Consider the following 12,961-nt stretch of genomic DNA (forward strand, 5'->3'; position numbering starts at 1 on the left):
GCATTATCTACAGACGCTTGAGAACATATTGAATAGTCTCATCGATAATCTTTCTTGGATCCTCAGCAAAAGCATCATCTACCCGACTTGCTAGTATTGCATTAATAGAAAGTGCGTGGTGCCCCAACGTATTTGCTAATGCATAAATTCCAGCTGTCTCCATTTCGAGATTTGTGATATGATGATCGTCACTCTGAAACCGATTGGCTCGTTGTATCAAATCAGGATATACATTGACAGCTCTTACAGAGCGTCCCTGAGGACCGTAAAATCCAGGAGCTGTCATTGTGATTCCCTTAGGCAAATCTTTGGCAATCTGTTCTAGCAATTTTTTACTTGCACTGCTGACGTAAGGTGTAAAAGACAATGTATCAAAATAAGCGGTGACAGCAGCCTGTATTCTCTCTTCTTCCTTGCTATAGTTTTTAACATAATATTGCATCAAGGTATCGAAACCTATAGCATATTCACTGGCCAATATAGTTCCCATTTTGATGTCACCTTGTATAGACCCCGATGTACCTATACGTATAATATCCAGACTCGTCAATTCAGACTTTAACGTCCTACTTTTAAAATCGATATTTACTAAGGCATCTACTTCATTAAACACGATATCTATATTGTCTGTACCGATTCCAGTAGAGATAACAGAAATGCGTTTGTTGCGCAGCCAACCGGTATGTGTAATAAATTCCCTTTTGCCTTTTTTAATATCTATACGATCGAAATATTTAGACACTTCTTCTACCCGATCTGGATCGCCTACAAAAATAACTGTAGCCCCCAGATCATCTGGCAGCAAATTTAGATGATAAATACTTCCGTCTGCATTTAAGATTAATTCTGAGTCTGGGATCATAACGTATTTAAATACATGTAGCTAACACCATCCATATTTTCTAATTTACGAATGACTTGATTAACCTGCAATTTTCTAATTTCCAGTTCCATAGAACATTTGTTATCGAAATTCTGATTTAAAATAGTCAAATTTTCTTCTTTAACCAAACGCATCACATCATTCATCTGCAAGTAATCAAAATTGATTTCATACAGATCATTAACAGTCTTTTCTACGATATCCGCAACACTCAGCGCTTCTAGCGTCGCATTTTTGTAAGCATTTATGAGCCCTGGAACTCCTAATAACGTACCTCCAAAATATCGTACAACCACGACTAATATATTCGTAAGATCTTTCGATAACAACACATTCAAAATGGGACGACCAGCGGTCCCTGACGGTTCCCCATCATCGTTAATACGATACACCCCTCTATCCGTCGTTAATCGATATGCCCAACAATGATGGCGTGCTTTTGGATGTTGATTTTTTAAATCAGCTATAATATTTTTCAATGAACTTTCGTCTCTAAAAGAAAAAGCATATGCAATAAATTTGCTTCCTTTATCTCTAAAAATTCCTTCAGTTGGTTTTTCAATGGTAAAATAAGTGTCTTCAAATAAACTCACAGATATGCGATAATTAAAACAGCAATAACAGCTAATCCTAGGCCAATTTTATTAAATAAGGTAAGTCTTTCGGAGAACAGTCCAACACCTACAAGGGTACCTATTAAAATAACACCAATGTTCATACCCGTAAAAACGATCGATGGACTTTCTGATAAAGAACGATGGGCCTTCATATAAAATAAAATGTTTCCAAAGTTAAATAATCCTAATAGGATTCCCCAAAATAGCGATCCAAAATTGATTCGCTCTTTTTTAAACAATACTTTAAATGCCAAAAATAAAAAGGCAAAAGACATTGCCAATATAAAAATAATGAGCATTGAGTATGTGTAAGGAACCTCACGATATAGGGCTACTTTTTTAAACAGTATATCGATTATACCCATACCAAAGAACACACAAACCGCATACCATCCCCCTCCTCGACTTTCGGCTGCATTTGTTTTACTCCATCCAATGGAAAAGATAACAGCAACGATTCCCACAATTATACCAATTAACTTCGCATTTTCGATTTTTTCATTAAAGAGAAAGAAAGCTGCCAATAATGGTATAAAAAGAGATAAACGTTGTGCAACTTCCGTTTTTACAATGCCATTATATTGTATCGCATATGCAATACATAAAAATATAGCAGGTAGTAATATCCCTAAAATCACATAATACATCCATGGCAAGTAGACGTATGAAGAACTTCCTCCTTCGGGCTGGAAGCTTACATAAGTCAATATAGCTGCAACAGGATAATTCCAAACAATTAAATGCAAATGATCGATACCTCGCTTTTTAGCTAACTTAATAATAATAGACACCGTAACACTACATAAAACACTAATAAATACGTACCACATACCGTTTTTTTGCAAATAATTTCACTTAGCGTTTCAAGTCTACAAAAAGTTATTCAATTTCTACTAGTTTATACTATTATAGTATGCTCATTCAATTCTTCGTTATATTGATTTATAAAAAATAACCTGCATAAAACCTTCTTATTTTATAACAAAAAAACTAAAAATAAACATCAAAATTAATAACAAAAAATCAATAAAAAACACATAAAAAAAACCACAAAAATAAAAAGCATCAGAGACTCAAAAACCTTCTTTAAATAAAAAAAAAGCTAAAAACAAGAAATAAACAGTTTAAAAAACAATGATTTTTTAGCATATTTTTTCACACAAAAAATAAGATTTTTAAAGCAAAAAAATAGGTGTAAAAAAAATATTTACAATTATAATTTTGGATATTAAAATATAACGCATATATTTGGATCATAATAACGAAGGAAATGATTAAACGCAACACATATTTTTATTTTGGATACTTTTATTTTAAAAGATAAGAGCTGGGATTTATATGGTTGTACAAAATAAACTAGAAGTCCCGAGAACATCGGGACTTTTTTTTGGATTAAAAGATAGATGAAAACAAAGATTGCTATACAAGGAGTGAAAGCCTCTTTTCATGAGGAGGCTGCTTATAAATATTTTGGAGAGAATATTGAAACCATCGAATGCGAGTCTTTCAAAAAAACCTGTGAAATGCTAAAGCAAGGCAAGGCAGATTACGTGGTTATGGCAATCGAAAACTCTATTGCAGGAAGCATCTTACCAAATTACAATTTATTAAGAGACTATCGCTTCCACATTATTGGCGAAGTACATCTTAATATACAGCAAAACTTGTTGGTACTTCCTGGTGTAAAATTATCTGATATTAAAATTGTAGAGTCTCATCCAATTGCAATTCGACAATGTGATGAATTCTTAAGCGACTACCCTGACTGGACCATTAAAGAAGGCATGGATACAGCTGCGTGTGCAAAAGCGATCGCAGACCATAAGTTGACCAATACTGCAGCGATAGCAAGTACTATGGCTGCGAAATTATACAACTTAGAAATTTTAGAGAAACGGATTGAGACAAACAAAAAAAATGCCACCCGCTTTCTTATCCTCTCAAACGAGGTTGTAGAACAAAAAAATGCGAACAAAGCTTCTTTGTCTTTTCAAACAGGAAATGCTGTGGGAGCCCTAGCGAATGTTCTCCAATGTTTCGCAGAACAAAATGTGAATCTCAGTAAAATTCAGTCGATGCCAGTGGTTGGTAAAAGAAATGAATATGACTTTTATGTTGATGTAGAATGGAAAAAACAGAGTGATTACGACGCTGCTATCCGAAAGGTTCTCAAACATACAGTGAATTTCAACATCATGGGAGAATATATTAAAAACGAAAAAGTATAACCAACAATCATTAAAACAGAAAATATAATACAAAATGAAACATACATTAGACATCGTTCCTTTAAAATCTTGGATAGATACAGGCGACAAACCTTTAATTATTGCAGGCCCTTGTAGTGCTGAAACAGAAGAACAACTCGTATCTACAGCACATTTATTAGCTAATACAGGCAAAGTTAATGTTCTGCGTGCTGGTATTTGGAAACCTCGCACTCGTCCAGGTGAATTTGAAGGTATTGGAAGCATCGGTTTAGAATGGTTAAAACGTGCAAAAGAAGAAACAGGATTATTAACAGCCACTGAAGTAGCTACGGCGAAACATGTGGAAGAAGCATTAGCTGCAGGAGTAGATATACTATGGATTGGTGCTCGCTCTACAGCAAATCCATTTACCGTACAAGAGATTGCTGATGCTTTAGTCGGTGTTGACGTCCCTGTACTCATCAAGAACCCTGTTAATCCAGATCTTTCTCTTTGGATCGGAGCTCTAGAACGTCTAAATCGTGCTGGCATCAAAAAATTGGGCGCAATCCACAGAGGATTCTCATCCTTCGAAAAAACAGCTTTTCGTAATGAACCTATGTGGGATTTGGCAATCCAATTAAAGTCAGCATGTCCTGAACTCCCAATCATTAATGATCCTAGTCACATCTGTGGTAACAGAGAATTAATTCCCTACATCGCACAGAAAGCAATGGACATGGATTTACAAGGTCTAATTATTGAGTCACATATTGATCCATCTGTAGCATGGACTGATGCGAAACAACAAGTTACACCAGCTGCATTAGCAGAATTGATAGATAATCTTGCCGTACGTCATCCAGAATCAGACAATCCTGCATTTGAAGATAAACTTTCTGAACTGCGTACTCAAATCGATAAATTAGACGATACTATTTTAAAACAAATAGGTGATCGCATGAAAATTGCAGAGAAAATCGGTGAATACAAAAGAGATAATAACGTCACTATTCTACAAGTAAATAGATGGGATGAAATCGTTCAAAAGCGATTGCAACTTGCTAAGGCTTTATCGTTGAGTGAAGAGTTTGCAGCTAAATATTTAGAGTTGCTCCACAATGAGTCTATTCGTAAGCAAAATGAAATCATGAACACAAAATCAGCTACGGAGGTATAATGAGTTCAAGTATTAAACTCATCCATCCCAGCAAAAAAATAAATGGCACGGTTCAACTCACTGGTTCCAAATCAGAGAGCAACCGTGCTCTTATTATACAAGCGTTAAGTAAAGGTATTGTAAACGTTCATAATGTATCAGAAGCGGCTGACACGATGATCATGACTCAGGCATTAAATACCAGTAAGGCGACACCTCAAGAGTCTACAATTATTAATATTGGTCCTGCTGGAACAGCGATGCGTTTTCTAACATCCTATTTAAGCTTGATCGACGGAAACTTCACCTTGACGGGAACTCAACGTATGCAACAACGTCCCATAGGAATTCTCGTTGATGCTTTAGGTTCTTTGGGAGCAGATATTCAATATCAGAAAGAGACGGGGTATCCTCCACTGGAAATAAAAGGTGGGATGAAGCAACTTAGCAACACCGTCTCGATTGCGGGAAATGTTAGCAGTCAATATATTTCTTCACTCCTGCTGATTGCAGCATCACTGGAGAAAGGCCTCAACTTAGAAATCGAGGGGGAATTAACCTCTAGACCTTATGTTAGCATGACACTTAACATGCTTTCAGAAGCTGGAATTCAACATGAATGGATCGGAAATACCATTTCCATCAAATCTCAAGAGTTCAAAGAAAGCTCCATCTATGTTGAGCCGGATTGGAGCGCGGCATCTTATTGGTATGCAATAGTTGCATTATCTAATCAGGGATCTATAATTTTACCTGGCCTTAAGTCACATAGCTTACAAGGCGATATTGCAATTATAGATATCATGGCTCATTTTGGTGTAGCAAGCTACTTTCAAGACGAAGGGCTGTGTCTAACAAAAGTTAACGAGGGAACCGACAAACAATTATTTGATTTCAAAGAATGTCCCGATCTGGCGCAGACGGTTGTTGCATTAGCTGCAGCTATCCGACGCGATATCTCTATCACTGGAGTAGAGACTTTAAAAATAAAAGAAACAGATCGGCTAGCAGCATTGAAAAACGAAATTGAAAAATTTGGTGCTACAATTATTGCAGATGGAGAAACCTACCATATAAAAACTGCAAATGTTCAAGTTCCAAATGAAATTTCTTTTGATACCTACGAAGATCACCGTATGGCTATGGCATTTGCACCGCTGGCTATGGTATTCGACAGTGTTGTCATCAATGAGCCTGAAGTTGTAGAAAAATCCTATCCTGCTTTTTGGGAGCATTTGCAGACACAAGGCTTTCAAATCAGCAAATAATTTCACTAAATCGGCAATAATAGTTTCTTGTTATTGCTGATTTGGTATATTTACCAAATATTATAGAATTATGGCTGGAAACTCATTTGGCAACCTTTTTAAAATAACGACTTTTGGGGAATCCCATGGGAAGGCAATCGGCGTCATTATAGACGGTTGTCCACCAAATATTGATATTGATGAAGAATTCATACAATCAGAGTTGGATAAGCGTCGTCCTGGACAATCAAAAATAACAACCCAAAGAAAAGAAAGTGATACCGCTCAAATTCTTTCTGGAGTGTTCGAAGGAAAATCGACAGGAACGCCTATTTCAATACTCATCCCGAATGAAGACCAACGCTCAAAAGACTATTCCCATATCGCGGATAAATTCCGTCCATCACATGCCGACTATACTTACCAACAAAAATATGGCATAAGAGATTATAGAGGAGGTGGGCGATCTTCTGCACGAGAAACAGCAGCGAGAGTTGCCGCAGGGGCCATTGCTAAACTTTTTCTGCAGACAAAGGGTATTGAAATTTTTGCCCATGTCTCTGCTGTTGGTAAAATAGAAGCTCCTAATCTCGACCTGTCAGATCTTCCACATCTACTGGAGACCCGAGAAAGTAACATCGTTCGATGTGCTGATCCAGCTACGGCAAATGAAATGATTAACTTAATCGATCAAGTCCGTAAAGACGGTGATACTATAGGCGGAAAGGTGTCTACAGTTATTCGTCATGTTCCTGTAGGACTAGGTGAACCTGTTTTCGACAAGTTACATGCAGAATTAGGAAAGGCTATGCTTAGCATAAATGCTGTTCACGGTTTTGAATATGGCTCTGGATTTGATGGGTCAGAGATGCGAGGTTCGGAACACAATGACATTTTCGTAAAAGAAGGCAATCAAGTTCGTACAAGAACCAACTTTTCAGGAGGAATACAAGGCGGGATAGCTAATGGAATGGATATTACTTTTCGAACAGCATTCAAGCCAGTCGCTACAATTATGCGCGACCAAGATACGCTAAATGAGACTGGAGATCCGACCACTATTTCAGGAAAGGGACGCCATGATCCTTGTGTTGTTTCTAGAGCAGTTATTATAGTTGAAGCTATGGCCGCACTCGTAATAGCAGATCAATATTTAAATTATAAAGCATATGCAGATGGAGAATAATTTTGTAGTAGCATCGGATATTGGTGGAACCCATATCACATCTGCAGTTGTTAATATTAATACATGGCAAATTCTAGAGAACACAATCTCTAGAAGCCATGTTAATTCGCACTCAGATGCTAAATCGATTTTCTCATCTTGGTGCTCTTCCATTAGCCGCGCTGTCGACCTTTGTGAAGCACAGGTTACAAAATTAGGTATAGCTATGCCCGGGCCTTTTGATTATGAAAATGGCATTTCTTTAATGAAAAACCAAGACAAGTACGATTCTCTTTACCAATTAAATGTTTCTAATGGAATACAGAAAAATTTAATTAATGAGAAGGACATACGTTTTATAAATGATGCTGCAGCTTTTTTACAAGGCGAGATATTTGCAGGACACTTAGAAAACAGGCCTAAAGTACTAGGAATAACTCTAGGAACAGGCTTAGGTTCGGCGGTATGGGAGAAGGGAGATAAAGCTTTCGATGCGGATCTATGGTGCACACCATACAAGAATAGTATTTTTGAAGAATTTCTAGTCACTAGATGGCTAACTAAGCGTTTTCACGAACTAACTGGAATACAAGAAGAAGGATTTAGGGATATTCTTAACAAACATATTGGAAGTAATGCATTTGATGAGCTCTTGCAGGAATACACCAATTCCCTCTATGATTTCTTAAGTTATTTTGCGGAAAAACATCAGAGTAAAACATTCATTTTAGGGGGAAATATTACGAATGCTTGGGATACGATAAAGACGTACAATTCTGCAAAGTTATCGGAATTTGAGATTTTTACCGGAAAATATGCAGAAAAGGCTGCTATCATAGGAGCCGCTTCTTTGTTCAAAATATAAATGAATACCCTAAACTTAAAAAAGTTTAGGGTATTCATTTTCATTATATTCGTTCATCATCTCATAAGCCAGCTCGATAACATCGTCTACGGAGGGCTTTGTAAAGTAATCACCGTCCGATCCATAAGGAGGTCTATGAGGCTTTGCATGCAAAGTTCGAGGTTGACCATCTAGGAGGTAATATCCTTTTTGATTTTCCATAATCTCTTGCAAAATGTAAGCACTGGCCCCACCAGGCATATCTTCGTCTACCACCAATAGTCTACTAGTTTTAGCGAGTGATTTTGAGCAAATTTTAGTTCTGTCGAAAGGTTGTAAACACTGTGCATCTATAATTTCAAGGGAGATACCCAACTTTTCCAATTCTATAGCTGCTTCTTGTACAACTCTAAGTGTAGCACCATAGGACACTACAGTTAAATCTTTCCCCTCCCGGATAAGTTCAGCTACACCTATTGGAACGGTAAAATCTCCCACATTTGCCGGCATTCGTTCTTTCAAACGATAACCATTTAAACATTCCACCATCAGTGCAGGTTCATCCGCACGAAGCAACGTATTATACATTCCAGCTGCTTGGGTCATATTACGTGGAACGCAAATATGTAAACCGCGAAGTCCTCCCAGCAAAACACTCATTGGTGATCCAGAATGCCAAATACCTTCTAAGCGATGTCCGCGGGTTCGAATAATCACAGGCGACTTTTGGGTTCCCTTTGTACGATAACTTAAGCTCGCCAAATCGTCACTAAGGACTGGCATAGCATATATAAGATAATCAAGGTATTGAATCTCAGCGATAGGTCTCAATCCTCTTAGAGCAAGCCCCATCCCTTTTCCAATGATTGCAGATTCACGTATACCTGTATCAAAAATACGTAGTTCTCCAAATTTCTCTTGCAAACCCGCAAATCCTTGATTTACATCTCCAATTTTCCCCACATCCTCACCAAAGGCCACAATACGTTCGTCTCTTCTAAAGTTAGCTTCAAAACAAGCATTCAGGACCTCACGACCATCTACAAGATGTGCATTATCATCATATACTGCCGCTATATTTTCTATTTGCAAAGGAGACTCTACAGTTTCCGTAAATAATTTATCGTTATATCGTCTGTAATTAATATCCTTTTGCTTTTCATACCAAGTTAGTAAAGCCTGTTTTTCAGCAGATTGAATTCCCCTTAAGTCTCTAATTGCTCTACGTACATTACTGTAAACCTCTTTCAAAGACGGCTCTGCGAGAGAACGCAAAGTGCCTAGTGGAATTTCCACTAAAGGATTATTAACAGCTTTCAAAAGCCTGATGGCCTCATCTAGATCAATCTGAATAGTTTTATGATAATCTGCCCAAGCACGGCGTTGTTCTGACCGAACAAACTCTTTAGCATCTTTCTCTAACTGATCAAGCTCTTCCTCCTTGGCTATTCCAGATTGTAAAATCCATTCCTTCATTTTGAGGTTACAATCAAACTCGCTTTCCCAAGTCAATCTATCTTTGGATTTATACCGTTCATGAGAGCCAGAAGTAGAATGCCCCTGAGGTTGAGTTATTTCCGTTACATGAACCACACACGGTATATGGTTATCTCGAGCAAATTGAGCTGCTTGCTCGTAAACTTCACAAAGCGCTGGATAGTCCCATCCTCTTACCTTGAAGATTTCTATACCGTTGCTATCTGCTTCTCGTTGAAAACCACGCAAAGCTTCTGAAATATCAGCCTTTGCTGTCTGGACCTCATTAGGCACAGAAATACCATAACCATCATCCCAAATAGAAATCACAACAGGTATTTGTTTAACGGCAGCTGCATTTACAGTCTCCCAAAATACACCTTCCGATGTAGACGCATTCCCAACAGTACAGAAAACCACCTCGTTTCCTTGTTTAGAAAAATATTTAAGATACGCTAGCTCTGAGTTTTCGCGATAGAGTTTTGAAGCCAATCCTAATCCCATAACACGCGACATCTGTCCACCAGTGGTAGAGATATCGGATACTGAATTTCTTTGCGCAGTTTGATCAAGCCAATTTCCTTCACTGTCCAATAATTGGGTTGAAAAATGGCAATTCATTTGTCGACCCCCAGAAGATATATCTGCCTCTAAATCCGGATTAGCATACAATTGGGAAAAGAAATGATAAATATTAGATATCTCTGCCGCAAATGCAAAAGTTTGATCACGGTAATAACCTGAACGCCAGTCACCCGGCTTAAAAACCTTGGCCAACGCAATTTGTGCAATTTCTTTACCGTCACCAAAAATTCCAAACTTTGCTTTTCCTGTCAGTACCTCTTTTCGCCCCAACAGACTAACAAACCTACTCTCTAGTGCTAATCTATAATCGTTCAAAATGATTTCACGAAAGTCATCAAAGCTGATCTTCGACGTTTCCAAATCATGATGTATGTTCATGGTGATATCCGACATATTTAATCGATGGTTTTAGCAAAAGTACTAAAATATACCTTTGATTCCCAATCCAAACCAGACAATGCTAATTCGAAAAAACTGTTGGTATCGAGATTACTTCAACTTAGACCGTTGTACCTCTTAGGATTATGATCTCATCCCTAAAAAACCAAAAGAAATTTTAGTTTACATCAATAATCGCTACTTTTAGACACTTTTTTAGGGAATGAAGAGATGAGCAACGTTGAAAGAAATAATATGGCGCAAACAAGTTTTTTAGGTGACTTAGAAAAAACTATTACAATCAACCATTTGATGAGTATTCCGTTTGCTGAACGAGATGAAAATTGGCGCAATGATTTTCTATTGAATATCTGTGGGGCAAATCTTAAAATTGGTGAGCCTCAGGTTGTCATGAGTGACGATGGTTTTCCTTACATCAATTTACAAACAGTATCAACCGGAGAGAGTTTTCAAGCTTATGTAATCGAAAATCAATTAGATGTTCTTCTACAGCAAGGTTTCGGAATCATAATTAATCCACAAAATGAACAATTAGATTGGGTATTCTCCTACGGGGATTTAGTAAATCTAAAATTAAGCGGAGAATTCTATTCCAAGCAAACGTTGTTTTCACCTACTAAAAGTTATTTGGGCATTGGGAAAGATGAAGAAATTCTAGTAGGTCAACCCAGCGAGAACATATTTCCTTATTATCTCAAAGCGCATATCCGTGAATTTCTGCAATATTCTGGTGTTAAACTCCCTAAAATAATGCTTATCGCTAGAAATTATCAGAGTGAAGAGAATGTTTCCCAGGACCTCGTATTTAACATCACTCCTGCACAGTTTGCTTCTGAAAAAGACTTCAATAATATCATGAATACGCTACAGTGGTTTTTACCCAAACATTATTCTTTCTTTGGAGTCGACGAAATGAGTATTAATAATGGATTTCAAATACTTTAGTTTTTCTTCTCTAGAACAAAATACAGTAAACCCCCGATTTTTATTAAATTTTAGGAAATAAAAAGGAATTCATGTATCTATTTAATGTTCGTGTTTACGGAATCTTAATCAATGAAAATGACGAAGTTTTGATCAGTGATGAAAAAACACAGAATGTATCTTTTACAAAATTCCCCGGAGGGGGACTGGAATACGGGGAAGGACTCATTGACGCACTCAAACGAGAATTTATAGAAGAGTGCGACCTGCCTATTGAAATCATTCAACATATTTATACAACAGATTTCTACGAAAAATCAAGTTTTAACGAAAGTCAGATTATTTCAATATACTACCAGGTTAAAGCATTGGAACCCCTTAAGTTTGAAATAAAGAAAAGTCCATTTGATTTCTCTAAAGAGAAACAACAGGATAAAGTTGAGGTATTTCGATTCGTTCCGTTAAAAAAACTCAAAGAAATAGATCTAACATTTAAAACTGATAAATTAGCTTGGAGGACCTTTTTAAGCAAAACAGTCAAAACCTAGCTTACGATTTCGTAACGAATAAGTTTTGACTGATCAAAAAAATGTTCAATTACATTACAGTTATATATTCTGTGTTAAGTAATACAACAAAATCATAACAACTATACAAGCTACGATTAAAAATTTATTCCGTCGTGAGTCGTTGTACGACTGTTCACTTTTAAACTTATATTCTCTCTTAAACTTATTGATATCCATAACGCCTCCTTTTTTGAATAGGATGATTTAAATCTCCAATTTACATAAAAAAAATCACTCATGGTGATAAGGTTCATTACGTATAATCGTAAAAGCTCTGTAAATCTGCTCGATAAAAAATAATCTAACCATTTGATGTGAAAATGTCATCTTTGACAAAGATAGTTTTTGATTTGCACGTTCATACAACTCGTCTGAAAAACCGTAAGGACCTCCAATAATAAATATGATATGAGACACAGATCCTATCATTTTTTGTTCTAAAAATTTGGAAAAGTCTACAGAACGATAGTCTTTACCACGCTCATCCAACAAAACAACGAAATCGACATTGTTTACCTGCTTAAGAAGCAATTCTCCTTCTTTGATTTTTTGCAAATCTTGCGTTAGGTTTTTTGCATTTTTTAGATCAGGAATGACTACAAGCTCAAAGTTAATATAATGCTTTAGCCTCTTCATATAGTTTTCTATTCCTTCTCTAATAAAACTTTCGTCTGTCTTCCCAATACATAACAAGCTAATTTTCATATTCTTTATTTTATATATTATACTTTCGTCTTCTTAAAATAAGGTCAAAAAAGAAAAAGCCTGGAATAATCGGGCGATTTTCCAGGCTTTAAAATATAACCTCTTTTGAGAGGTAATCAACCTAAACCTATTACAAAGGTATAACATAAATATTATAACTCACAACTGTTTTTTATTTAATAGTAATTTATTTTTTGAT

At 36.6% G+C, this 12,961-nt stretch carries 12 protein-coding genes; 7 read left to right on the forward strand and 5 right to left on the reverse strand.

Going from position 1 to position 12,961, the window contains the following annotated elements:
• Positions 1 to 7: 7 nt before the first annotated feature.
• From ACSZOX_RS00605 to ACSZOX_RS00615, 3 genes are read right to left on the reverse strand one after another with little or no spacing between them, the layout of a single operon-like run.
• Complete coding sequence (locus ACSZOX_RS00605) at positions 8 to 862, reverse strand: nucleoside phosphorylase (protein WP_437917760.1); 855 nt, start codon at positions 860 to 862, stop codon at positions 8 to 10.
• Positions 859 to 1,476, reverse strand: coding sequence for a YigZ family protein (locus ACSZOX_RS00610; protein ID WP_437917761.1), 618 nt, complete (start codon positions 1,474 to 1,476; stop codon positions 859 to 861). Before ACSZOX_RS00610 ends, ACSZOX_RS00605 begins: the two co-directional genes overlap by 4 nt.
• Positions 1,473 to 2,330: an EamA family transporter gene (locus ACSZOX_RS00615; protein WP_437917762.1), complete on the reverse strand. Its 858-nt coding sequence runs from the start codon at positions 2,328 to 2,330 to the stop codon at positions 1,473 to 1,475. The genes ACSZOX_RS00610 and ACSZOX_RS00615 overlap by 4 nt, the downstream gene beginning before the upstream one ends.
• 573 nt (positions 2,331 to 2,903) lie before the next feature.
• Here ACSZOX_RS00615 and ACSZOX_RS00620 point away from each other — a divergent pair.
• The 5 genes from ACSZOX_RS00620 (at position 2,904) to ACSZOX_RS00640 (ending at position 8,125) form a co-directional block, all read left to right on the forward strand.
• The gene (locus ACSZOX_RS00620) at positions 2,904 to 3,728 is read left to right on the forward strand and encodes a prephenate dehydratase (protein WP_437917763.1); all 825 of its coding nucleotides are present in this window, start codon (positions 2,904 to 2,906) and stop codon (positions 3,726 to 3,728) included.
• 34 nt (positions 3,729 to 3,762) lie between these two features.
• A complete protein-coding gene (locus ACSZOX_RS00625) occupies positions 3,763 to 4,869 on the forward strand; it encodes a chorismate mutase (RefSeq protein ID WP_437917765.1) in 1,107 nt (368 codons plus the stop codon).
• Positions 4,866 to 6,116, forward strand: coding sequence for a 3-phosphoshikimate 1-carboxyvinyltransferase (gene aroA, locus ACSZOX_RS00630; RefSeq protein ID WP_437918292.1), 1,251 nt, complete (start codon positions 4,866 to 4,868; stop codon positions 6,114 to 6,116). Before ACSZOX_RS00625 ends, aroA begins: the two co-directional genes overlap by 4 nt.
• A 70-nt stretch (positions 6,117 to 6,186) precedes the next feature.
• Positions 6,187 to 7,281: a chorismate synthase gene (gene aroC, locus ACSZOX_RS00635; RefSeq protein ID WP_437917766.1), complete on the forward strand. Its 1,095-nt coding sequence runs from the start codon at positions 6,187 to 6,189 to the stop codon at positions 7,279 to 7,281.
• Positions 7,271 to 8,125, forward strand: a complete 855-nt coding sequence (locus ACSZOX_RS00640; protein WP_437917768.1) for an ROK family protein — start codon at positions 7,271 to 7,273, stop codon at positions 8,123 to 8,125. Before aroC ends, ACSZOX_RS00640 begins: the two co-directional genes overlap by 11 nt.
• Positions 8,126 to 8,140: 15 nt before the next feature.
• On the opposite strand, the gene ACSZOX_RS00645 is transcribed toward ACSZOX_RS00640, so the two are convergent.
• The gene (locus ACSZOX_RS00645; RefSeq protein ID WP_437917769.1) at positions 8,141 to 10,558 is read right to left on the reverse strand and encodes an alpha-ketoacid dehydrogenase subunit alpha/beta; all 2,418 of its coding nucleotides are present in this window, start codon (positions 10,556 to 10,558) and stop codon (positions 8,141 to 8,143) included.
• A 216-nt stretch (positions 10,559 to 10,774) separates the two neighbouring features.
• On the opposite strand from ACSZOX_RS00645, the gene ACSZOX_RS00650 reads away from it, so the two are divergent.
• The gene (locus tag ACSZOX_RS00650) at positions 10,775 to 11,509 is read left to right on the forward strand and encodes a hypothetical protein (protein ID WP_437917770.1); all 735 of its coding nucleotides are present in this window, start codon (positions 10,775 to 10,777) and stop codon (positions 11,507 to 11,509) included.
• Between the two features lie 71 nt (positions 11,510 to 11,580).
• Positions 11,581 to 12,036, forward strand: coding sequence for an NUDIX domain-containing protein (locus tag ACSZOX_RS00655; protein ID WP_437917771.1), 456 nt, complete (start codon positions 11,581 to 11,583; stop codon positions 12,034 to 12,036).
• Positions 12,037 to 12,288: 252 nt separating this feature from the next.
• Here ACSZOX_RS00655 and rlmH read toward each other — a convergent pair whose 3' ends face one another.
• Entirely contained in the window at positions 12,289 to 12,762 is a 474-nt protein-coding gene (gene rlmH, locus ACSZOX_RS00660; RefSeq protein ID WP_437917772.1) for a 23S rRNA (pseudouridine(1915)-N(3))-methyltransferase RlmH, read from the reverse strand.
• Positions 12,763 to 12,961: the final 199 nt, after the last annotated feature.

It is taken from the genome of Sphingobacterium sp. LRF_L2 (assembly GCF_965644235.1).
Classification (GTDB): Bacteria; Bacteroidota; Bacteroidia; order Sphingobacteriales; family Sphingobacteriaceae; genus Sphingobacterium.